This is a genomic window from Acinetobacter sp. 1294596 (assembly GCF_000582925.1).
Taxonomy (GTDB): Bacteria; Pseudomonadota; Gammaproteobacteria; order Pseudomonadales; family Moraxellaceae; genus Acinetobacter; species Acinetobacter radioresistens.
In genome coordinates this window covers 52,836-76,045 of the sequence record NZ_JFCC01000005.1, presented here as the reverse complement: position 1 = coordinate 76,045, position 23,210 = coordinate 52,836, and the positions used below count along the sequence as shown (strand labels likewise).

At 40.4% G+C, this 23,210-nt stretch carries 21 protein-coding genes and 6 tRNA genes; 13 read left to right on the top strand and 14 right to left on the bottom strand.

Features of this window, described 5'->3' with window-relative positions; translation table 11 throughout:
- Window positions 1-197: 197 nt before the first annotated feature.
- Together J502_RS03800 and J502_RS03795 are read right to left on the bottom strand one after the other, a co-directional pair.
- Window positions 198-797 carry an alpha-E domain-containing protein gene (locus tag J502_RS03800; RefSeq protein WP_034683167.1) on the bottom strand — a complete coding sequence of 200 codons (600 nt, stop codon included), beginning with the start codon at window positions 795-797 and terminating at the stop codon, window positions 198-200.
- Window positions 798-825: 28 nt separating this feature from the next.
- Entirely contained in the window at window positions 826-2,412 is a 1,587-nt protein-coding gene (locus J502_RS03795; protein ID WP_034683166.1) for a circularly permuted type 2 ATP-grasp protein, read from the bottom strand.
- Window positions 2,413-2,662: 250 nt separating this feature from the next.
- On the opposite strand from J502_RS03795, the gene J502_RS17070 reads away from it, so the two are divergent.
- On the top strand, window positions 2,663-3,661 hold the full coding sequence (locus tag J502_RS17070) for a helix-turn-helix transcriptional regulator (protein WP_005405104.1): 999 nt from the start codon (window positions 2,663-2,665) through the stop codon (window positions 3,659-3,661).
- A 379-nt stretch (window positions 3,662-4,040) separates the two neighbouring features.
- On the opposite strand, the gene mnmG is transcribed toward J502_RS17070, so the two are convergent.
- The gene (gene mnmG / locus J502_RS03785) at window positions 4,041-5,921 is read right to left on the bottom strand and encodes a tRNA uridine-5-carboxymethylaminomethyl(34) synthesis enzyme MnmG (RefSeq protein ID WP_005404200.1); all 1,881 of its coding nucleotides are present in this window, start codon (window positions 5,919-5,921) and stop codon (window positions 4,041-4,043) included.
- A 252-nt stretch (window positions 5,922-6,173) separates the two neighbouring features.
- Between mnmG and J502_RS03780 the strand changes: the two genes are divergently transcribed.
- The 9 genes from J502_RS03780 (at window position 6,174) to J502_RS03740 (ending at window position 14,590) form a co-directional block, all read left to right on the top strand.
- Entirely contained in the window at window positions 6,174-6,521 is a 348-nt protein-coding gene (locus J502_RS03780) for a hypothetical protein (RefSeq protein WP_005014853.1), read from the top strand.
- 166 nt (window positions 6,522-6,687) lie between these two features.
- Window positions 6,688-7,569, top strand: coding sequence for a bile acid:sodium symporter family protein (locus J502_RS03775; RefSeq protein WP_034683164.1), 882 nt, complete (start codon window positions 6,688-6,690; stop codon window positions 7,567-7,569).
- Between the two features lie 121 nt (window positions 7,570-7,690).
- Window positions 7,691-8,593, top strand: a complete 903-nt coding sequence (gene prmA, locus J502_RS03770) for a 50S ribosomal protein L11 methyltransferase (RefSeq protein WP_005404202.1) — start codon at window positions 7,691-7,693, stop codon at window positions 8,591-8,593.
- Between the two features lie 16 nt (window positions 8,594-8,609).
- On the top strand, window positions 8,610-9,479 hold the full coding sequence (locus tag J502_RS03765; RefSeq protein WP_050762825.1) for a DUF3426 domain-containing protein: 870 nt from the start codon (window positions 8,610-8,612) through the stop codon (window positions 9,477-9,479).
- A 360-nt stretch (window positions 9,480-9,839) separates the two neighbouring features.
- Window positions 9,840-10,109 carry a DNA-binding transcriptional regulator Fis gene (gene fis, locus J502_RS03760; RefSeq protein WP_005014868.1) on the top strand — a complete coding sequence of 90 codons (270 nt, stop codon included), beginning with the start codon at window positions 9,840-9,842 and terminating at the stop codon, window positions 10,107-10,109.
- Window positions 10,110-10,178: 69 nt separating this feature from the next.
- Window positions 10,179-11,753 carry a bifunctional phosphoribosylaminoimidazolecarboxamide formyltransferase/IMP cyclohydrolase gene (gene purH, locus J502_RS03755; RefSeq protein WP_034683161.1) on the top strand — a complete coding sequence of 525 codons (1,575 nt, stop codon included), beginning with the start codon at window positions 10,179-10,181 and terminating at the stop codon, window positions 11,751-11,753.
- Window positions 11,754-11,898: 145 nt separating this feature from the next.
- On the top strand, window positions 11,899-13,182 hold the full coding sequence (gene purD / locus J502_RS03750; protein WP_005014871.1) for a phosphoribosylamine--glycine ligase: 1,284 nt from the start codon (window positions 11,899-11,901) through the stop codon (window positions 13,180-13,182).
- Between the two features lie 125 nt (window positions 13,183-13,307).
- Window positions 13,308-14,039: a hydroxyacylglutathione hydrolase gene (gene gloB, locus J502_RS03745; protein WP_005014874.1), complete on the top strand. Its 732-nt coding sequence runs from the start codon at window positions 13,308-13,310 to the stop codon at window positions 14,037-14,039.
- Between the two features lie 347 nt (window positions 14,040-14,386).
- Window positions 14,387-14,590: a hypothetical protein gene (locus J502_RS03740; protein WP_005014876.1), complete on the top strand. Its 204-nt coding sequence runs from the start codon at window positions 14,387-14,389 to the stop codon at window positions 14,588-14,590.
- Between the two features lie 144 nt (window positions 14,591-14,734).
- Here J502_RS03740 and J502_RS03735 read toward each other — a convergent pair.
- The 8 genes from J502_RS03735 to J502_RS03700 form a co-directional block, all read right to left on the bottom strand.
- Window positions 14,735-14,819: transfer RNA gene (locus J502_RS03735), tRNA-Leu, on the bottom strand.
- Between the two features lie 15 nt (window positions 14,820-14,834).
- Window positions 14,835-14,919: transfer RNA gene (locus tag J502_RS03730), tRNA-Leu, on the bottom strand.
- Between the two features lie 29 nt (window positions 14,920-14,948).
- Window positions 14,949-15,022 (bottom strand) — tRNA-Trp (locus J502_RS03725).
- A gap of 62 nt (window positions 15,023-15,084) precedes the next feature.
- Window positions 15,085-15,169, bottom strand: a tRNA-Leu gene (locus tag J502_RS03720).
- Between the two features lie 29 nt (window positions 15,170-15,198).
- Window positions 15,199-15,272, bottom strand: a tRNA-Trp gene (locus tag J502_RS03715).
- A 62-nt stretch (window positions 15,273-15,334) separates the two neighbouring features.
- Window positions 15,335-15,419, bottom strand: a tRNA-Leu gene (locus tag J502_RS03710).
- Window positions 15,420-15,536: 117 nt separating this feature from the next.
- Window positions 15,537-16,331, bottom strand: coding sequence for a protein kinase domain-containing protein (locus J502_RS03705; protein ID WP_171053869.1), 795 nt, complete (start codon window positions 16,329-16,331; stop codon window positions 15,537-15,539).
- Window positions 16,324-17,832, bottom strand: coding sequence for a DUF3336 domain-containing protein (locus J502_RS03700; RefSeq protein WP_034683158.1), 1,509 nt, complete (start codon window positions 17,830-17,832; stop codon window positions 16,324-16,326). The genes J502_RS03705 and J502_RS03700 overlap by 8 nt, the downstream gene beginning before the upstream one ends.
- A 172-nt stretch (window positions 17,833-18,004) precedes the next feature.
- On the opposite strand from J502_RS03700, the gene J502_RS03695 reads away from it, so the two are divergent.
- Window positions 18,005-18,877: an ATP-binding protein gene (locus J502_RS03695; RefSeq protein ID WP_005025424.1), complete on the top strand. Its 873-nt coding sequence runs from the start codon at window positions 18,005-18,007 to the stop codon at window positions 18,875-18,877.
- 104 nt (window positions 18,878-18,981) lie between these two features.
- On the opposite strand, the gene J502_RS03690 is transcribed toward J502_RS03695, so the two are convergent.
- Together J502_RS03690 and tsaD are read right to left on the bottom strand one after the other, a co-directional pair.
- Window positions 18,982-19,803 carry an OXA-23 family carbapenem-hydrolyzing class D beta-lactamase OXA-813 gene (locus tag J502_RS03690; RefSeq protein WP_005404206.1) on the bottom strand — a complete coding sequence of 274 codons (822 nt, stop codon included), beginning with the start codon at window positions 19,801-19,803 and terminating at the stop codon, window positions 18,982-18,984.
- 64 nt (window positions 19,804-19,867) lie between these two features.
- Window positions 19,868-20,884, bottom strand: a complete 1,017-nt coding sequence (tsaD, locus tag J502_RS03685) for a tRNA (adenosine(37)-N6)-threonylcarbamoyltransferase complex transferase subunit TsaD (RefSeq protein ID WP_005404207.1) — start codon at window positions 20,882-20,884, stop codon at window positions 19,868-19,870.
- 147 nt (window positions 20,885-21,031) lie between these two features.
- On the opposite strand from tsaD, the gene rpsU reads away from it, so the two are divergent.
- Both rpsU and J502_RS03675 read left to right on the top strand, forming a co-directional pair.
- On the top strand, window positions 21,032-21,247 hold the full coding sequence (gene rpsU / locus J502_RS03680; protein WP_001136722.1) for a 30S ribosomal protein S21: 216 nt from the start codon (window positions 21,032-21,034) through the stop codon (window positions 21,245-21,247).
- A 34-nt stretch (window positions 21,248-21,281) separates the two neighbouring features.
- Window positions 21,282-21,728 (top strand): GatB/YqeY domain-containing protein, encoded by a 447-nt coding sequence (locus J502_RS03675; protein WP_005014888.1) that lies wholly within the window; start codon window positions 21,282-21,284, stop codon window positions 21,726-21,728.
- 18 nt (window positions 21,729-21,746) lie between these two features.
- Here the strand turns inward: J502_RS03675 and J502_RS03670 are convergent, their stop codons facing one another.
- Window positions 21,747-23,201, bottom strand: coding sequence for a M48 family metalloprotease (locus tag J502_RS03670; protein ID WP_005405097.1), 1,455 nt, complete (start codon window positions 23,199-23,201; stop codon window positions 21,747-21,749).
- Window positions 23,202-23,210 lie beyond the last annotated feature (9 nt).

Sequence of the window (23,210 nt, the reverse complement as noted above, 5' to 3'; positions counted from 1 at the left end):
TACACGACACCTTTACTGTATAAAAGCTTCTTCCAAAACGATAGCATTTATTGATTAAAAAAACCTATTGTCATGTATAGCTCTCTATTTGAATTGTATAGTGAAACATTCAATACATTAAATAAAGTAACCAAATCGGACATTCTTATTTTTTCAGATAGATTTTCTCAGACTAATTAATTGACCTCTTTAATTTATTAACTCAATTCAAACATATATTGCAATTGGTCATTAAATGCATAAAAAGCAATCAGTGTCGGATGTTCTTTTAATTCTTGCCAAGCCAGCTCTACCGCTTCCCAACCCAAACTATGTAGCATCATTACGATGGTATCAAGATCATTAAGAGTACCTTGAATGCTTTGCTTGAAACGCAGTTGTGTATCAAGGATTTCAATTTTTTGTCCTAACATAAAGAACAGGAATACATCCTGTTCTTCAGATTCAAAAATTTCGGTACAGTCTGTCACAACATCACATAAATAACTGGCATTTGAACTTGCCTGACGAATCAGCTGATTTAATTCAGCATATGCCTTGGCACTCAACAAGCCTCTTAATTCCTGAATATTATCTTTAGCAGTTTTAAATTGCTGGCTAAATGAATAGGGTTGTTCAGGGTCAAAAACCAATTCATTAAGTGAACAGGCATCATAGGCGGGGAAACAGAAAGCATGAGCAAACTCAACGGCTTCTTGATCATTTTTAAATGGTACACGACCACATAGATATTGAGTTCGTGCCAGATAGCGACCTAACCAGTAAATATTATAAGCATTCGAACTTAACAGTATCATTTAACTTTTCCTCTATCGATTCGATTGTTCAGGAGTGCAATGTGTCTACCACCCAAGTATCTTTAATACCTCCACCCTGTGAGGAATTTACTACTAAAGACCCTTTTTGCATTGCTACTCGAGTTAGCCCACCCGGTACAATTTCAGTACGTTGCGGTGAACTAAGAATAAATGGCCGAAGATCAATATGACGTTCCGCAAGCCCTTCTTCCACCAAAGTCGGTGAGACAGAAAGATCTAAAGTAGGCTGGGCAATATATAAATGAGGCTGTATACGGACTTTTTCTCGAAACTCCCTGAGTTCCTTGGCTGAAGCTTGAGGGCCTATCAGCATTCCATACCCGCCTGAACCTTGAGCTTCCTTAATAACCAGTTTTGACATGTTATCCATGACATATTCAAAATCCTGCAAATAACGGCACTGATAGGTAGGCACATTATTTAATATAGCTTTTTCACCCAAATAGTATTCAATCATTTGAGTAACGTATGGGTAGACAGATTTATCATCTGCTACTCCTGTACCTGGAGCATTAGCCAGTACAACGTTTTGGCTTAAATATGCAGACATCAGGCCCGGCACCCCCAAAGCGCTGTCGGGACGGAACGTCGTCGGATCCAGAAAGGCATCATCGAGCCGCCGGTAGATCACATCAATTCTCTTACGGCCCCGAATAGTTTTCATATAGACTTTATTATTTTCAACATATAGATCCCTGTTTTTAACCAGCGGCACACCCATCTCTCGCGCTAAAAATGCATGTTCATAGTAGGCGCTATTGAAACGGCCCGGTGTCATAATCACAATCTGCGGGTTATCTACATCAGCGCTTTCTTCTAAAATGCTTTTAAGTAAAAGTGGATAGTGACTGATCTCATAAAGCTGTTTACTGCGACATAGATCAGGCATCAGTTTTTTGCTGATTTTTCGGCTTTCCAGCATATAGGATACGCCCGAAGGTGTACGCAGATTATCTTCAAGCACAAAAAAGCTTCCACTGCTATCACGTACGATATCAATACCGCTAACCTGCGAATAGACTTGGCCTTTTAAGGAGCAATTCATCATCTGTGGTAAGAAAGCTTCATGCTGCAAGATCTGCTCTGCAGGTATCAAACCCTCTTTTAAAATATGCTGATGATGGTAAATATCATCTAAAAATAAATTAAGAGCCTTTGCACGCTGTACACAGCCTTGAGCAATCTTATCCCATTGCTGTCTGGCAATAACACGAGGAATCAAATCAAAAGGAATTGTCCGTTCTGTCCCTTCTGCATCTCCATAAACGGTAAAGGTAATTCCCTCATAGAGAAAATATTCTTTTGCCTGTTGTTGTAGACTTAGAAGTTCAGGCAGACTGCGCATGCATAACCATTCTTCAATTTTTTTAGATGCTTCACCGCTAATATTTTGGTCATCCAGCATTTCATTAAAAAATTTTGATTTGAGCTGGTCAAATAAATAAGCTGTTGGAGGCATGTTATGACTACATTGTTGTTTGAATTTGTCTTCGCTATTAGCTACTACAATCTTTTTATTTTTATTAAAATGTTCGATACATGTGTCGTTATAACTTTCGATCATTAAACTCGTTTCACATTCATCTTTTAACATTGGATGATCCCTTTAAGTTATATCTTCTACTTTTAGCAAATTGGATGCCAGTTTTTGTCATCTTGGAGCTTATTTATTGCTGAAACCTTGTTATTTCTCAATGGTATTAATGCAGCAACTTGTTTCGAGATATGTGTACGTATTTTTTCTGTTAAGCTATTGCTAATACTTGCAACTTTTTTTATTGTGATACTGCCAAGTATTCTTTAATTCTTTTAACTCATTCAACTTTTCCAGCTTTATAGTGATTATGACCTCACAAGAAAAAGAAACCTCTAATAGTCTGTATCGTCAGTGGCAAATCCTTTCCCGCCTGTCTACGGGCAAATGGATGGGCACGCGAGAACTTCAAGAGATTCTTGAGCGTGAAGGTATTGATATCAGCTTGAGAACGATCCAACGGGACTTGAATCAGATTTCGCAACGATTCCCGATTGAAAGTAATAAAACCGTGCCTCAGGGCTGGCGTTGGCGCTCAGATGCGCCTATTCAGAGCTTACCGCATATGACCAGCTCTCAGGCTGTAACTTTTATGATGGTAGAAGAACATCTTAAACACCTGTTGCCGCCAAGTTTAATTGAAGAAATGAACCCATGGTTTGATCTGGCCCGGCGCAGCCTTTCTGCCCAAAACAATGTCCGGCAATGGATTAACCGGGTCCGGATTGTTCCTGCAACCCAGCCGCTTATTCCACCTGTAGTAGACCGGCAGGCACAACAGGCTATTTATGAAGGGTTATTGCAAGATAAACAGATAGAATGTGTTTATCGCGCACGTGGGCATCATTCGGAAGAAAAAACCTATATTTTAAATCCATTAGGGCTGGTACAAAAAGGTGCCATCATTTATCTGATCTGTACCCGTCATGATAAAAATGAAGTACAGACCTTTGCTCTTCATCGTTTTAAATCTGCCATAGTACTCAACTCAAGATCATTACATCCCGTAGATTTCGATATTGATGTCTATATCGAGTCAGGCGCTTTAGGCTTCCGTGTAGATTATAACAAGCCCACTGAAACAGTTGAGCTGAAACTGGTAATGTCAGAAAGTACCGCTCAAAGTTTTTACGAAAGTCAGCTCAGTAAAGATCAGACCATTAGTATACTTGAGGAGCATGTGGTTGAAATTAGTGCTCATGTGCCCTTTACATCACAATTGGTTTGGTGGTTAAGAAGTTTTGGTAAAAAGCTATTACGTATAGAACCTGCACAGGTCGCTGCTGCGGTGTATGAAACCGAAGAATAAAAAAAGAGAGCTGTTTGTAGCTCTCTGAGACTTTTTATTATCATTTTAAATAACAGAAAAAATATTATTTTTTTAAACCAGATTCAGGCCAGTTTTACATATGCTATAGCCATATAATCCTAAAAACCCGTTTTTTATACTATCTAAATCAGCTATTAACATCGGCAAGCCAGCATGTCAGTATTAAAGCGTGTACGGCATATTGTCATAAAATAACTCTCCTCTATTTGGGTGTAAGAGTACTTTAACAATTGAATATATGAGCTGTGAAATAAGTAGATCAGCTAAGTTTTCTAAATTTTTATCTTAATATTTATTTTGAAAATATTTACGGAAATACATATATAAAAAAGCCTGCGTTAAGCAGGCTTTTTTTAAGTTAAGCTGTCTTTTTTATCTGGGCATTTTTACGGATCGTAATCATAATCAGTTGTACTGCTGCCGGTGTTACACCCGGAATACGGCTAGCTTGTGCCAAGGTTTCAGGCAGTACAGTTTTTAGTTTCTGGGTAATTTCACGGGAAAGACCAGACACTACATCATAATTAAAATCAGCCGGAATCCGGGTTTCTTCTAGACGTTTCATCTGTGCAACATCTTCATGCTGGCGATTGATATAGCCCGCGTATTTTACAGCAATCTCAATCTGGTCACCCACCTGCTGAGTGACTTCAGAGTCTGTAAGTTCAGCAATTTGCTCAAAAGTTACATTCGGACGTTTTAACAGGTCAATTGCACTAGATTCCTTACTTAAATCCTGCCCTGTCATCTCAACGAATTTTTTACCCATCGGATTATTAGGCGCCGCCCACAGGTGCTGCAAACGAGACGTTTCACGCTCAACAGCTTCCATTTTTTCACAGTATGCCGCCCAACGCACGTCATCGACGAGACCCATTTCACGACCTACTGGAGTCAGACGCTGGTCAGCATTATCTTCACGCAACATCAGACGATATTCCGCCCGTGAGGTAAACATACGGTAAGGCTCTTTAGTTCCTAACGTAATGAGATCATCCACCAAGACTCCTATATACGCCTGATCACGTTTAGGTGTCCACTCTTCCTGCTCCCAGGCACGACGTGCAGCATTCAGACCTGCAAGCAAACCTTGTGCACCTGCTTCTTCATAGCCAGTCGTACCATTAATCTGTCCGGCAAAATACAGGTTATTAATAGCTTTGGTTTCTAAAGTAAATTTTAAGGCTTGCGGATTAAAATAATCATATTCAATGGCGTAGCCTGGACGCAGAATGTGGGCATTTTCCATACCGCGAATTGAACGAACCAGCTCAAATTGCACATCAAATGGTAAAGAGGTTGAAATTCCATTAGGATACAGCTCATGAGTATCCAAGCCCTCTGGCTCCAGGAACACCTGATGCGAATCTTTATCGGCAAAACGGTGTATCTTGTCTTCAATAGACGGACAATAACGCGGTCCTACCCCTTCAATCACACCAGTATACATTGGTGAACGGTCAAGTCCGCCACGAATGATCTCATGAGTCTTCTCGTTAGTATGGGTAATATAACAGTTTACCTGTTCAGGATGCATAGATGCATCACCCATGAAAGACATGGTTGGAGAAGGAAAATCACCCGGCTGTGGTGTCATCACTGAAAAATCAACTGATCTTGCATCAATACGTGGCGGTGTACCTGTTTTCAGACGACCTACTGGCAATTTCAATTCACGTAAACGATGTGCTAGAGAAATTGACGGTGGATCACCTGCCCGACCACCACTTGATTTTTCCAGACCAACATGAATGACGCCACCCAAAAAAGTACCTGTTGTTAACACGACTGTCTTGGTATCAAAGCGGATACCCATTTGCGTTACGACACCTTTAACAGTATCGCCTTCTACAATCAGGTCATCAGCAGCCTGTTGGAAGATATCCAGATTTGTCTGATTCTCCAGAACATTACGGATAGCTGCTTTATAAAGAATCCGGTCTGCCTGTGCACGGGTTGCTCGTACTGCAGCACCTTTACGCGAATTCAGAATACGGAACTGTATACCACCTTTATCCGCTGCCAGTGCCATTGCACCGCCCAAGGCATCAATTTCACGCACCAGATGTGACTTACCAATACCACCAATGGCCGGATTACAGCTCATTTGCCCCAAAGTCTCAATGTTATGAGTCAAGAGCAAGGTCTGTCGACCCATACGTGCAGCAGCGAGCGCCGCTTCCGTACCCGCGTGACCGCCACCGATAACAATGACATCGTATACTTTAGGATAATGCATAGTGGTAAATATAAGTCTAAAAAAGGGGACAGAATATTATAGCAGAAATTTTATTTTGACGTAGTGAGTAGAAGATTTTTCCTTAGTTCCTCTATTTTCATTCTACCTCGTTTATTTTTAAAAAATGTAATTAAGATTTGCATATTTACCTCAAAAGTACACAAGAATTTATGAAAACTTACCAGATCAAAATTGTTTTATTCTGATTATTTTTTATCCTTAAGTTTGATTATACTAAGAAGGAAACATGCCATGAAAACCAAAATATTGTTATCTAGTATCCTGTGCGGTTTATGTGTCAGCTCTTTTGCAAACGCAAATGATAAAGTTGACCGAGTCTATAATCCTCAAAAATATCAGCAAGTCTGTAAGGGCAAAAGCCAAGGCACTTGGGTAAGTTTTGCTTATCGTGGCATTATCTGGAATGGTACTTGTGAACCACGGTTCTTCCCTACAGGCAATCCTAGTTCCCTCATAGGTGACGAACCAGAACTTTATAATGCTTGTACAACTGCAAGTGGTACAGCTACAGCAACAATTAATGGTAAACAAATGAGTGGTAAATGTGCTTTAGGCTTTACTCCGCCACACCCACGTTAATTTGGTCTATAAATTCAGCCTTTAGCATATTAAATGTAAAGGCTGTTTTTAGTTAAACGGTTAAAAGCTTTTGCTCATTGACCGTTTTTCATTTGTATTTCTCGTAAACTTCGCTAAACTGAATAAAAATTAGATTTATAACATTAACAATAAAAAAGGAATAACAATGGATTCAGGATTGATTACCATATTTTTGCCTATTGCTCTGGCAATTATCATGGCCGGGCTTGGTCTCGAACTCACCCCTAAAGATTTTACCCGTATTAAAAAACACCCAAAAGCTGTAGTTTTAGCATTATTCTGTCAACTTTTTATTCTAGTAGGTATTGCATTTTTTATTTGCAAAATATTGGCATTATCGCCTGCATTAGCGGTAGGCTTGATGTTACTTGCGGCTTCCCCTGGCGGGCCAACAGCAAACTTGTTCAGCTACATTTATAAGGGAGATATTGCCCTAAATATTACCTTGACTGCGATTAACTCAGTCGTTGCAGCGTTTAGCTTACCCTTTATTGTAAATCTGGCTATTCAGCATTTTATGACTGATGGCCAACAGGTGGGTTTACAGTTTTCCAAAGTGGCTCAAGTTTTTTTAATTATTATTGTTCCGGTCTGTTTAGGCATGTTATTGAGACATTTTTCCCCTCGCATTGCCGAGAAACTTAATCGTCCGGTACGCATATTTGCAGTTATATTTCTTGTTCTGATTATTATTGTGGCGGTGTTTAAAGAGCGTAATAACATTCTTGACTATCTCATGCAAATTGGTGCAGCAACTGCCCTGTTCTGTTTTGCAAGTCTGTTAATTGGTTATTTTATACCGCGCCTCTTTGGGATTAACAGTGCGCAAGCTCGAGCCTGTGCTTTTGAAATTGGCATTCATAACAGCACGCTTGCCATGACCATTGCCTTAACGATTATGTCAAGTACAACCATTGCCATGCCAGCAGTGGTTTATTCACTAATTATGTATATTTTTGCTGCGATCTTTGGCACCTTACTTAATCGTTATTCACCTCAACCTCAATTACAAGAGGAGTTAGCCTGATCAGGGCACTATACATCCCAGACGCAGCTCAGCTTTTTTAACTTTTACCAGAGTTTAACTAGGCTTTAGTCATGAATCGGCTACAATAGTCTTTTAATAAACATAGATTGGGTTATTTCTTGTGAAGTGGTTACAAATTCATATTACTGTTAATCAGGACCAGGTTGATTTGACTGAAACATTGCTGATGTCATTAGGGGCAGTCAGCGTGACCTTAGATGATGCAGAAAACCAGGACCTGCTTGAGCCGCTTCCAGGCGAAACCCCGCTATGGAATAAAGTTATTGTCACAGGTATCTATCAGGATGATGAAAATGATCCGATTGATACAGAAAAGCTTGAAGCCTTTATTCATGGCCAGTTACCTGAAGCACCTATTCGTAGTGAAGAGCTTGAAGACCAAGTCTGGGAACGCTCATGGATGGATTATTATGAACCCATTCAGATTGGTGAAAAATTCTGGATCGTGCCTGAATGGTTAGAGCCGCCAGAAGCCGGTGCAGTCAATATTAAGCTTGATCCAGGCTTGGCTTTTGGTACAGGGAATCATGCAAGTACTTTCTTGTGTCTGCAATGGCTCGGTAAGACAGATCTTAAAGATAAAGTTGTGATCGACTATGGCTGTGGCTCCGGAATTTTAGGTGTCGCTGCCTTACTGTTAGGGGCGAAACAGGTTTACGCTACTGATATTGATCCACAAGCTGTACTGGCTACCCAACAGAATGCCGAGCTAAATAGCGTACTAGAACGATTATATGTGGGATTACCCGAGGAATTTAATACTGTTTTTAAAGGTCAGCAAGCCGATGTACTCGTTGCAAACATTCTTGCTGGCCCTCTTATGGCATTAGCTTCTGAGTTCTCAACATTGATCAAGTCCGAAGGTGAGTTTGCACTGGCAGGCGTGATTGAAGAACAGGTAAATGATGTATCTGGCGTTTATTCAGAATACTTCGATATTCTGGACGTAGAGAAACGTGAAGAAAACTGGTGCCGTATTTCAGGAAAACGTCACCAGTACTAATAATAGAGAGCACTTAATGATGAGTGACAAACAGACCCGCTGCCCCAAATGTACTACTATCTATAAGGTAACATTAACCCAGCTTACAATTGCTCAGGGTATGGTCTGTTGTCCTAAATGTTCTATCAATTTTAATGCGCTAACTCATCTGGTTCAGCCTGCTGTTTCCTCTGAAACCCGGGGCTATGCAATAAAGAAAAGTACTTTACCTACCCATATTGGAGAACGTAAAAAAATTGGTTCAGAGCCCAGTGCCAATATTCTTGATATTTTTGAACGCAAAATTGAGAACTCAAATATTGACCTGCTGACTTATCTGAATAATCTGAATTATTTTCATAATGAAAGCACGTTATCACTTCCAGCCCTGCATCTTTCAGGGGGCAATGCACTTAAAGAAGCTCCCCACCCTAGAAGTACAAGATTTTATTATCTGCTCTGGGGCAGTATCAATGTATTGTTGGCTATGGTGCTTATATTACAGGTACTCTGGTTTAACCCTAAAATAATCAATGATAGTCCCTTCTTTAACCTGTTATTTAAACAGGTGTGTACCTTACTGACTTGTGAAAAACTGGAAGATTATTACTCTCAGGTTAAAATTGATAAAGTTAAAGTTAATCGTGCCGGTAAAGGACAAACAGTTTTTTCTGGTGTAATAATGAATGAATATGAAAATAGTCTTCAAATACCAAGTATCAAGCTTAGCCTTAATAAGCATAATGCAGAGATTTTTAATACAGTAATACTCCCTGAACAGTATCTCACGAATGATTTATATAAAGTTCGCCGTATACCAACGCATAGTCCATTTAAGTTCAAATTTACAGTTCCAGTGGACAGCAAAGACTTTGATGACTACCATTTAGGAATAATCCGTCCATAATTGTAAAAAAATTAAAAAAAATTGCAGTTAATTTGCTCACTTTTTCTTAGACAATGGTATCATACGCGCCACGAAAGCTTAGCCTTACATACTTCTCGCTTTTATTCACAACAAATACAGTTAAGCAATATGTGCTTTATATAAATTTAGCGCATGTAGCCGATTTTTTGTTTTGAAAAGTAACTGTAACAAAACTTCAACTATTGTTACGCTTATTTTTTGCTCAATTTTGAGAAGTTGTGGCAAGCTAGTTGTTTCCAGTTTTAGAGCTCCGTTTTTAGGATCTAAGACGGAGCTTCATTTTTCTAGACCATATTTATCGCTTTACCCAAGTGATATTTGATTTTCGGATTAACTCGCATGAATAGCAAATCTCCTATTTTTACTGCACAATCTGATGTTGCACTTCGCATCCATGTAGATCGCGCGGTTCGCCATTACTTTGCGTCTTTGCAAGGTGAGCAACCATCTCAGGTATATGACATGGTGCTGGCAGAAATGGAGAAACCTCTTTTATCTGTAGTTCTAGAATATACTCGCGGTAACCAGACACGGGCCGCCGAGATTCTTGGACTGAACCGTGGTACTTTACGTAAAAAGTTGAAAGCTCACGGTTTGATGAGTGAATAAATGATAAAATGCTCACGCTTCGTGGGCATTTTTTATGCCTATTTGTTTTAATCTGTAGACTTAAAAATCATGACTATTAAACGCGCTTTAATCTCTGTTTCTGATAAGACGGGCATCGTAGATTTTGCTCAAAACCTTGTTGCATTAGGAGTGGAGATCCTTTCAACTGGTGGTACTTACAAACTACTTAAAGACAATAATATTGCTGTGGTTGAAGTATCAGAGCATACCGGTTTTCCAGAAATGATGGATGGCCGTGTTAAAACCCTGCATCCAAAAATTCATGGGGGTATTCTTGCACGTCGTGGTCTAGACGAAGCTGTTATGCAAGAACACAATATTGCTCCGATTGATCTGGTCGTTGTTAACCTGTACCCATTTGCTGCTACTGTTGCAAAACCTGACTGTTCACTGGCAGATGCAATTGAGAACATCGACATCGGTGGCCCTACCATGGTTCGTGCTGCGGCAAAAAATCATGCCTCTGTAGGTATTGTAGTAAATGCTTCTGATTATGCAACTGTGATTGCTGAGCTTAAAGCTGAGGGTGCTTTATCTTATGCAACCCGTTTTGACCTGGCAGTGAAAGCATTTGAACATACTGCACAATACGACGGTATGATTGCATCTTACTTAGGCGCTCGTGTCGGTAAAGAAGAAGGCCAAGCAGATAAATTCCCACGTACGTTCAATACTCAGTTAAATAAAGCTCAAGATTTACGTTACGGTGAAAACCCGCATCAATCTGCTGCATTCTATATAGATCCAGCAGCAACCGAAGCTTCTGTTGCCACTGCAAAACAGTTACAGGGCAAAGAATTATCTTATAATAATATTGCTGATACTGATGCAGCACTTGAATGTGTGAAATCATTTGCCAAACCTGCTTGCGTGATTGTAAAACACGCGAATCCATGTGGCGTTGCAGTTTCTCTGGACGGTATCAAAGCAGCGTATGACCTTGCATACGCAACGGATCCAGAATCTGCATTCGGTGGCATCATTGCATTCAACCGTCAATTAGACGTCGAAACTGCACAGGCGATTGTTGACCGTCAATTCGTTGAAGTGATCATTGCACCAAGTATTGCTGAAGGCGTGCTTGAAGTCACTGGTGCGAAGAAAAATGTACGTGTACTGGTTTGTGGCGAGCTTCCTGCGATTGATGAACGTGCTCCACAGCTTGACTATAAACGTGTAAATGGCGGTTTGCTGGTTCAAGATCAAGACTTGGGCATGATCACTAAAGATGATCTTAAAGTTGTGACGAAACGTGCACCAACTGAACAGGAAATCGATGATCTGATTTTTGCCTGGAAAGTGGCGAAATACGTAAAATCTAACGCGATTGTGTATGCTAAAAACCGCCAAACGATTGGTGTGGGCGCAGGTCAAATGAGCCGTGTCAACTCTGCACGTATTGCTGTAATCAAAGCGGAACATGCAGGACTTGTAGTTGAAGGTGCAGTCATGGCATCGGATGCATTTTTCCCGTTCCGCGATGGTATCGACAATGCTGCCAAAGCAGGTATCAAATGCATTATTCAGCCAGGTGGTTCAATGCGTGATGAAGAAACAATTGCTGCTGCGGATGAACATGGTATTGCCATGGTGTTCACGGGTATGCGTCATTTCCGCCACTAATTTTTAAGTATAAATTCCAGACCCTCCTTTTCACAAGGAGGGTTTGCTACATCAGTAGATTATTTAATATCTTGCTATAAGATATTAAACAATTTTGAATCTCATTGGGTTTGTGGAATTTCATTTTCGAGGGAATTTTCTAAAGATGAACATTTTAGTTTTAGGTAGTGGCGGCCGTGAACATGCGCTTGCATGGAAAATCGCACAAGACGATCAAGTAGCACAGGTATTTGTTGCACCGGGCAATGCAGGCACCGCAACTGAAAATAAATGTGAAAATGTCGCTTTAGACATTCTCGATAACCCCGCCATTATTGATTTTGTAAAAAATAATGCAATTGACCTGATTATTGTCGGCCCTGAAGCACCGCTTGTGAATGGTGTTGTGGATGCTTGCCGCGAAGCGGGCGTTAAAATTTGGGGTCCAACTCAATTCGCTGCACAGCTGGAAGGCTCTAAAGCGTTCGCTAAACATTTCTTAAAACGCCATAACATTCCAACAGCTTTCTACGATGTATTTACTGAAGTAGATGCTGCAAAAGCATTCGTTGAAAAAAATGGTGCACCGATCGTGATCAAGGCTGACGGTCTTGCTGCAGGTAAAGGCGTAATCGTTGCGATGACCAATGAAGAAGCATTTGCTGCGATTGACGACATGCTTGCTGGTAACAAATTTGGTGATGCGGGCTCTCGTGTTGTGATCGAAGAATTCCTTGCAGGTGAAGAAGCATCTTTCATTTGTATGATTGATGGTGACAACATCTTGCCAATGGCAACATCTCAAGACCATAAGCGTATTTTTGAAGGGGACCAAGGTCCTAACACTGGGGGTATGGGTGCTTACTCTCCTGCGCCTGTGGTGACTGTTGACGTATTTGAAAAAACTATGAATGAAGTGATGCGTCCTACCGTTGAAGGTATGAAAAAAGACGGTCATGTTTATACAGGTTTCTTATATGCAGGCTTAATGATTGATGAACAAGGTCAACCGAAAGTAATCGAGTTTAACTGTCGTTTTGGCGACCCTGAAACGCAACCAATTATGATGCGTTTAAAATCATCTTTGGTTGATTTGGTTCAAGCAGGTATTGAAGGTAATTTGCCTTCAGAAGCTGAATGGGATGAGCGTAAAACGGTTGGTATCGTTTTAGCGTCTAAAGGCTACCCAGAAACCTCAAGCAGTGGTGATGTGATTTCTGGTCTAAACACTGAAATGACGGATGCCAAAGTATTCCATGCAGGAACCAAAGCCAATGAAAATGGCGAAATTGTGACGGCGGGTGGCCGTGTACTCTGTGTGACTGCCCTTGGCAATACTATTGGTGAGGCACAAGCAAAAGCATTAGAACTTTGCCAAAAAGTAACCTTCAATGGCGTTCAATACCGTAAAGATATTGGGTATCGTGCAATTGCACGCGAACAGGGCTAATTTTTTATCAATAAATTAAGCTCGCTAGCGGTGGGCTTTTTTCTTTCTAGTCGAAAAATATAAGCACATAATTCTTTCTGGAGATTGGTTATACTAATAAAAAGATCTGAGTGTTTAGGAAAAACATGACATATAAAGTGCATTGCATTGATGTTAAAAACCAGCTTCAGAATTATATCTGGATACTTGAAGATAGTTCAACCAAGGAAGCAGTTGTAGTTGATCCTACTGAGGCTCAACTCGTACAAGACTTCTGTCAAACCCGTAACCTCATATTATCACAGATTTGGCTCACTCATTGGCACAAGGATCACATTGGTGGTGTGCCTGAACTGATTACTGAGCGGAATATTCCAGTCTATGGGCCACGAGAAGAACTTAGCCATATTCCCTTTATTTCTCATCCCTTACAGCATGAGAATCACTTTAAATTTAACCATTTAAAAGTAGATATTTTAGCTGTACCGGGACACACCTTGGGCCATATTGTTTATTTTATTGATGAGCTAGACATTTTATTTTGTGGTGATACTTTATTTGCCATGGGGTGTGGGCGAGTATTTGAAGGGACATATGCACAGATGTATCACTCACTTAATCGGTTAGCCGCTTTACCTCCAAGGACACAAGTATATTGTACCCATGAATATACACTCTCCAATGCTGAATTTGCGCTGACAGTTGAACCAGATAATCTGGCACTACATAGCCGTGTGGAGCAGGTGAGAAAAATGCGTGACTCCCATCAATGCACACTTCCAACTACGATTGCACTGGAACTTGAAACCAATCCTTTTTTAAGGGCGGAGAGCGAAGAAGAGTTTTCGCGTATTCGCATACTAAAAGATAATTTCTAAGTGGTACATAATTCTGAACTGGGTTTATCCTTGCTAAGGATAAGCCTTTCAACAAGCTGTCTTGAGGTTGATTTATACATAGCTTTTAACAGCCTAGATAATTATTTTTTCTTAAATTAGACATTATTTTTTACAATTACCTGATTAAAGTTTTTTCTACAGGCCTATTTAGTTTAAAAGTAATTTATTCAATAAGTTAAATAAAATATTTTCTGTGAAATTTGATTATTTTTACAACTCTATATTAATTAAAATAATATTATCTCACCAAAAGATATATATCTGCCCTTTAAATTATAAAGCAATAGCCTTATTAATTTACTTATATGTCAAGCAGGAGATCTCTGATGAAAAGAGTTGTCAAAGCAAAAAATTTAATAGCTTTCAAAATCTGGTTAGAAAAATTGGGGTACTCAGTTAAAAGTCTGGCCGATGGCCGTGGGTTTACATTCAGTTTTAAAAAACAATATGGTTTAGTCACTTGTGAACTTTCAGGTAATTCTTTGGCTGTGCAACTTGGGGAAGAATTCGAAGATCATCTAAAAGCTTAAGTGAATCATTTTATTTATATTTTTTGCATTAATATTTAAAAGGCCAGCTTATATAATTTTAAATAGCTGGTATTTTTTCAAGTTTTCAATAATTTCTCCCATAAAAAAAAAGACCAGTATTAAATATACTGGTCTTTTTGAATCTGGTGGGGATGAGGAGACTCGAACTCCTACACCTCGCGGCGCTAGCACCTGAAGCTAGTGCGTCTACCAATTTCGCCACATCCCCGTTATCTATCATCATTGGTGGGGGCGAAGAGACTCGAACTCTTACACCTCGCGGCGCTGGAACCTAAATCCAGTGCGTCTACCAATTTCGCCACGCCCCCGATGATATAAAATTATCTCAAAAGATAATTGGCAGAGGATCAAGGATTCGAACCTTGACGAACGGTTTTGGAGACCGTCATGCTACCATTACACCAATCCTCTATTTGAAGCGTATTCAGGATTTTCACCTAAATAAATTTTAAAGAAAATAATTCTCTTTAAAATGGTGGGGGCGAAGAGACTCGAACTCTTACACCTCGCGGCGCTGGAACCTAAATCCAGTGCGTCTACCAATTTCGCCACGCCCCCGATGATATAAAATTATCTCAAAAGATAATTGGCAGAGGATCAAGGATTCGAACCTTGACGAACGGTTTTGGAGACCGTCATGCTACCATTACACCAATCCTCTATTTGAAGCGTATTCAGGATTTTCACCTAAATAAATTTTAAAGAAAATAATTCTCTTTAAAATGGTGGGGGCGAAGAGACTCGAACTCTTACCCCTCGCGGCGCTGGAACCTAAATCCAGTGCGTCTACCAATTTCGCCACGCCCCCGATGGCTGTGTATATTATAGAGAAGACAGAATCATGACAAGCCTTTTTTATGAAAAAACCTAACGTTTGCTTAAATAAAAAACAAATCAAAAACTTATGTTTATTTTTGAAACATTTCTAATATTTCAAATGATAGAGCGCTTCATTTACCTGTTGAAAACGCTGATCTTTATATTTGCTTAACAAGCCATTTAAAAGCGGAAAAAATGGTATAAATACGTCTGGTAATCTTATTTTTAACGTCTGACAGTGTAGCACTGCCCAATCCTGATAATTTCTGGCAATTAGACGTTTTCCACTTAACCACTCATATAAAATAACTCCAAGTGCATATAAATCAGTTCTAACCGTTTTTATTTCTCCATGAAACAGTTCTGGCGCCATATAGCGTGGTGTGGCATTCAATGTGGTGGCCTTATGAACTTGTGTAACTGGCTGACTCTGCTCAAAGTCAATTAAAGTGAGCTGATTATGGCAATATAAAAAATGCTGTGGCTTTAAGTCACCATGAATCCAGCCAGTTTGATGCAAAATTTGCAAACAGCCTAACATTGCAAAAATTTTCTGCTGTGCTTGTTCAAAAGATAGTTGCTGTGCAGGCTCACCCAACCAGTAATCACTGTGAGGCAGAATTAATCCCTCTCCTTTTAAGTGGCTAAATTCTGCAATCTGATTTAACTCAATGATACGTGCAGGCAGAAGAATACTTGGCTCTAATTTTCCCAGCTTTCGATAAATTTGCAGTTCATGTAAAAATCCTTTTTCATATTCAGGTTGCACTTCGGATAGTTGAAACTTAAGCCAATACGGTGTTCCATTTTGGCTCAAATGATACAGACGGCGGCCAAACCTCTGGCTTGACAGGCCATTTCGCAGAATCAGGTTTTCAAATGAATTTTCAAGATCAGGCATCTGCATGATCTTGACTTTTCTCTTGCTGAGTTTCTTGATAATGTAGAAGCTCCAGACAATGCTGAATTGTTTTTCCGATACGGGCATGAATTTCAATCATGGAGATTTTAGGCCAGGTTGCCTGCTCTCCTTCGCGCTGTAATAGCTTAAACAGATGTGGTCGCGGATTTTTCAGCATATAGCTATAATGACGTAAATTATATTTGGCGATAATATTTACATCGCCGTAATAACGTTGTCCAATAATGCCATAGCCGTGATCAAGCAAACGGCGTACAGGCTGGATTGCACCTAAGCGTTCACGAGTAAAATCCATCATTCCCATAGCGATCACTTTACCTTGACGCCGTACAATCCGTTCGGGCCAGCTCAGAACATCTTTACGATAGCGGTTTTCATCACTTTGCATAAATGGCACAACATGCGGATTCACCTGACTGGCGATACTATAATTCAGGTTATACAGACGGGCCATTTTTTCTTGTGGGAAATCACTGCGTACACTGCCATCTACCCATTTAGTATTGCCCATATATTGGGTATATTGACCATCATAGCGTTTGCTGGTCAGGCGTACCGGTGGGAACAGAACTGGAACCGCACAGGAAGCCAATACAGCGCTCCAGACCAGCAAGTTAGGTGCAGTATAGGCATTCATAATCCGGGCATTTTGTGTTGCATCATATGGCGCCACAGCAACGTTAATGTGTAGTCCGGATTTTTCGTAGGCTTCAGCAAAAGTCAGGTCTCCAAGATTTTCCATCAGAAACTGCTTGAGATAGCGCACATCAGCCAGACCGCCATTACCTTTGAGTACATCAGTCAGTTTACGAAAATGGAAAGCTTCGGTAAAAAAACTCTCTCCACTCATAATACTTTCCAGTTCATTAGGCGAAGAAACCCCTAGCATGGCAGTCATAATGGCGCCTGCACTCGAACCTGATAGCACTTTGGGCATCAGATCTTGTTCAATCAGGGTTTTACAAACCCCTGTATGAAATAACCCTAAAGTAGCGCCGCCTGAAAACATGAGTACTGGCTGTCCATAAGCAATCTGGCAGTTTTCAAAAAAGTCTATTTTTTCTTTCAGGTTAAAGCTATGACATTCATTAGAGGCAATATAAGCCAAGCTTGCACTCATTTCCTCAATGTAATCTTCAATTATTTTTTTAGTGCCAATATACGTTGCGGTAAATAACATTGGATGGCCAATGTTGGCAATATCATAACTTAAGCCTTCACGTAAAATAGCGACCAGGTCTAAAGTGCGCTGCTGCAGGCGATATTTTTTAAGCAGGTTCAAACGATGTGAAATAATCTCTGTATCAAAATAAGGAGAGCTATTGTCGAGTTTCCATTCTTGAGCACCGGTTTCTTCATCAAGTTTTAATGCAACAGATTTCCACTCTTCATAGGATTCGGCCCCTTCCAGCTGATGTTTTAATTTTTTAACCCGATATGCCTGATGCGGATTAATAGTTTGAGTTAATTCTTTTAACATTATGTGCCTATCCTTTGATATTTGTGCTCAAAGTTTTTATTGAGAATATCTGATCTTTTTCGCCACTAATCAATTGCAAAAAACTATAATCATTGGCCTTTTTGATATTGTAGTACTATTTACGGTATTGCTAGTGCTACTATTTAGCTATTTCGATAACACCTGAAAAATTATGACAAACCTCACTCTACCAGAGAATATACTTCAAACTCTCTCTACCGTATTACAGCAGGTCCAGCAATTTTTACCTGAGCTTAAACAGCAGACAGACTTCTCTGCTCCGGCTTATAAATGGCAGGATAAACAACTTAAACCCATTTTCGAACCGAAACAAATCTATTTAGATGACCTGAAAGGAATCGAAAGACAAAAAGAAAAAATTATTCAAAATACACGACAATTTTTGCAGAATCTGCCCGCCAATGATGTTCTCCTTACCGGTTCACGCGGCACAGGAAAATCTTCAATTGTCCGTGCCCTTTTAACCGAGTATAAAGATCAAGGATTACGTTTAATTGAAATTGAACGTGATGATCTGTCTGATCTTCCTGAAATCCAGAAGCTCATCCAGAAGCGTCCGGAAAAGTTCATTGTCTACTGCGATGATCTGGCCTTTAATGCTGAAGATGAAAACTATCGCAGCTTAAAAAGTGTACTTGATGGCTCATTACAGTCAGGTTCAAGTAATTTTATTATTTATGCAACCAGCAACCGTCGACATCTGTTACCAGAGTTTATGCATGAGAATACGCCAGTGACTCGTGTAGATGTACCGCAATATACCGAGTTGCATCCACAAGAAGCCATTGAGGAAAAAATTTCACTCTCGGATCGTTTTGGAATGTGGCTTTCATTCTATCCAATGGATCAAAACCTGTATTTAACCATTGTAGAACACTATCTTGCTAAAGCAGATATGCCAATGAATGACGAAGCCCGTGCTGAAGCCCTACGCTGGTGTCAGGCACGTGGCCAACGGTCAGGACGTGCCGCCTATCAGTTCTCTAAACACTGGATTGGATCACAACAACTAAAAGCACTGTAAAATTTTAAGCCAGAAAAATTAACAGGTTTCATTTTTAGACAGATTATAAAAGGCCCATTTATCTCAAGTGGGCTTTTTATAAAATTAGAGTTTCTGTCAAGCTCTTAAATAATATTCAGCTGTTTTAATGATTTCATCAATAATTCATTACGTATAGATGCCGGCATTTCTGACCGCATTTCCATATTTAATGCAAAAGCGACAATTTTTCCATCTGGCTGCTCAACCCAGCCGGTCAACCAGCCCACTTGTGGTTTTATATCCATTGCCCAACCAGTCTTTCCAAAAATTTTGTAGCCATTACTCTCTTCTAAAAGAAGCATATTTTTTACATTAGCCTGCACTTTTTCACTAAATGGAAGCTGTGTATGCGCCAATTGAGAAACAAACTCTACCTCTTGAATAGGCGTAACCTTTAATGGCCCTACCAACCAGAAATTATCAACCTGCTGTCCAATTTCAGCATTACCGAAACCAATACGTTTTACTTCTTTTTGCATGAGATCAAGACCGATACGTCGCGCAAGTTCCTGATAGACTGGGACTGCGGAAAGCTTCATGGCTTCTCCTAGTGTCATGTCTTTTTCCCAAGCGGTAAATGACCTTTTCTCGCCCTTCCATTTAAATATTTCATTAATATCCGTTTTCTGGTTCTCCAATCCGATCAGGGCATTCAACATTTTAAATGTAGAGGCTGGCACATATTCTGTATTTGCGCGGCTTAGAGCATTACCATACAGATTAATTTTTTTATCTGTTTGAATAACCAGCACACCTGAGGTGTTTTTTTCATCAAAGTATTGATGAATCACCTGATTATGTCCTTGAGCAATCTGACTCGGGGTTTCATTTATTAAATTATGCTGAACCGTACAACCAGAAAGAAAAAGAGAAGCAAACACATAGCAAGTAAAATATTTATTCATTTTAAACACCAGATCAATAGAAAATAAAAAAGAGGCAAAAGCCTCTTCCTTAATTAAACCAAAATTATATTTCTGCCGGACAAGTAAGCTCTGTCATTGGCCAGCGCGGTGTAGTGGTTACAGATAAGCCATCCTGTTGTCCTGCTTTCAGACGCTGGTAACCAGCAAATGCAATCATGGCACCATTATCTGTACAGAGTGCAGGCTCAGCATAATAAACTGAAGCTTTAATTCTGTTTAAGCTACTTTCCAGCTGTTCACGTAAACGCTGGTTTGCACTTACACCACCTGCTATTACCAAACGGTTTAACCCGGTCTGTTTTAATGCCTTGACTGATTTTTTTACTAAAGTATCGACAATAGCTTCTTGAAAACTGGCAGCAATATCGGCTTCACGATTTTGGCCTTCAACTTTTTTAAGCTGGACCGAAACAGCAGTTTTTAAACCACTAAATGAAAAGGTCAGACCCTGGTGTAACATCGGACGTGGAAAATCAAATGCAGTCGGATTACCCTGCTGGGCAAGTCTGGCAATATTTGGTCCTCCCGGATACGGCAGATTCATCATTTTCGCGACTTTATCAAAAGCCTCACCGGCGGCATCATCAATAGACTCACCCAGTAATTCATATTGTCCGATACCATAAGCTGCCATTAACTGGGAATGCCCACCTGAAACCAAAAGCGCGACAAATGGGAATTCAGGTGGAGTATCTGAAAGTAAGGGCGCCAGCATATGGCCTTCCATATGGTGAACCCCAATTGCCGGTTTGTTCAAGGCAAATGCCAGAGTACGTCCGAAAAGTGCTCCGGTCATTAGCGCGCCCATTAAACCTGGCCCACGGGTATAGGCAACTGCATCAATTTCAGTCTTTTTAACACCACTTTGTATCAGCAGCTCATCTAAAAGCGGAATCAGCTTGCGTACATGATCCCGTGAAGCCAGCTCCGGCACTACTCCACCATACTCTGCATGCAGCTTGATCTGGCTATAAAGTACTTGCCCACGTAAACCCTGCTCGCTGTCATAAAGAGCCAATCCGGTTTCATCACAAGAAGTTTCCAAGCCTAAAACAATCATTAAACTGCCTTTATCCAATGCGAAAAAATAATGCAGAAACTATTATAGACTTGTGGTATGAGAAGTAAATGAGTAAAATAATGGCCTTCACTTGTGTATGCGGGCAATCCTGCCTGTGTACTTATCCATAAACTTAGAGGATTCTTCATGCCACAAGTTAAGTTGAAAGAAGGCGAACCAGTAGACGTAGCTATCCGTCGTTTCAAACGTTCATGCGAAAAAGCAGGTGTTCTTGCTGACGTTCGTAAGCGTGAATTCTACGAAAAACCAACTCAAGAACGTAAGCGTAAAAAAGCTGCTGCAGTTAAGCGTTACCAGAAAAAACTGGCTCGTGAATCTGTACGTACTACTCGCCTTTACTAATTAATTTGTGACTGATTACTGCCTGGAAAATATTATGACTACTTTAAAAGAACAGATTACTGATGCATTGAAAACTGCAATGCGTGCCAAAGCTATGGCAACAGTGACTGTTTTTCGTGGTCTGCAGGCAGCCATCAAGCAAATCGAAATTGATGAACGCAAAGAGCTTGATGATTCTCAGGTTCTTGCGGTCATTGAGAAACAGATCAAGCAACGTAAAGAGTCAGTAAAAGCCTATCAGGGCGCTGGCCGCGAAGATTTAGCTAGTAAAGAACAAGCCGAGATTGAGATTATTTCCCAATTTCTACCAGCAGCTATGACTGAGGAAGAACTTGATTCTCTCATTGAGCAAACAATTGCTGCTCAAGGAGCGACTAGCATGAAAGATATGGGTAAGGTGATGAATTCTCTACGTCCGATCATAGCCGGACGTGCCGACCCTTCTGCTGTTTCAGGTAAAATCAAGGCCAAGCTTTCTTAACGTTCTGGTCTCTATCATTTAGATTTTTAATTGGCGCTCCTGTTGCATCTGATTTAATCGTGCATCAATTCTGGCAGACATCGCATTATTATTTTTTGCCAGTCGCTGTGCATGCAACATCGACTTAATTGCCGCTTCTTCTTCTCCACTCCAGTATTCCACCTCAGCACGATAACGTAATACATTCACAGCTTTTAAGGCTGAAGCCGGCTCAAGTGTAGCTGCCTGTTGCATTAAATGCCATCCATATACATCTCTTGGATTATTATTAGTAAAGCGCTGTACCAGTTTAATTACTTGTATTGGCTGCTGTTGCTGGATTAGTACTTCAGCCAGTTTATAAGCTAATGACCGATTTTCTGGCATAATGCGCTGTAACGGGCTAATTGTATTTAAAGCCAGATCTATCTTGTTTTGTCCAAGATAAATATCAGTCTGTATAAGAGAAATCAGCGGATGTGGACGGTTTGCCATTTTTGCCTGATTTAATGCTGTTTGTGCCTGACCATAATCGCCCTGCTGTTCATAAAATGTAGCTAACGCCAACTGGCCTGCAAAGCTGCCCTGTTTTGCCAAAATAGACAGCTGATTTTCAGTTGCCTGATTAGCGACCACCGCAGTATAAAGCTTAACAATTTCAAAATCAGGGTCAGATAAACTACTTTTTACTTTAGGCAACTGGTTAGCACGTAGTCTTGCTTCGCTCATGCGCTGTGAGGTTAAGGGATGAGTGAGCCAAAAATCTGGCATAAAACTGACACGGCTAGTAGAACGGTTCATCAGCTCAAAAAAATCTGCCATGCCTTGTGGATTGTAGCCAGCCGAGTACATATATTGCATGCCTATACGGTCTGCTTCACGTTCCTGGTTGCGGCTGTAGGTTAGCTGTTTATCCATTAAGGCAGCCTGAGTACCGAGCATAACTGCTGTACCTGCTTCTCCATCAGCCTGTGAAGCAATGGTTGCTCCCACCAAAACACCAGCCAGTGCAAGCAGACCCTGACCTTTAAATGCCTCTTTAGAACGGCTGTAATGTCGCTGGGTAACATGCGCAATCTCATGTGCCATCACCCCTGCCACCTCATCAATATTACGGGCAGAAGTTACCATCCCCGTATTAATTGCAAACAGCCCGCCCGGCACAGCGAAAGCATTAATTTGAGAATCTTTAATTACTACTAGTCCAATTGGCTGCCCTGCTTGAGTCTGGCTTAAGATACGGGTAAAAATAGAATATAACTGGTCTTCAAGCCAAGGGTTTTGCATGACCGGCATTTGTTTATGAACTTCACGATAAACTTTTTCACCAATGAAGCGCTCTTGCTGCTGATCAATTAACCCTACTCCTCCACCAATATCAGGTACTTCTACCTGACCAAATGAAGAAGGAGCGTCAAAAGTAAGTGCTGGACTGAAAGTGGTCAGACTGCTCAGTCCCGCTGCAAGCAAAAACTTTTTCAATCTTGATTCCATAGCTGAATT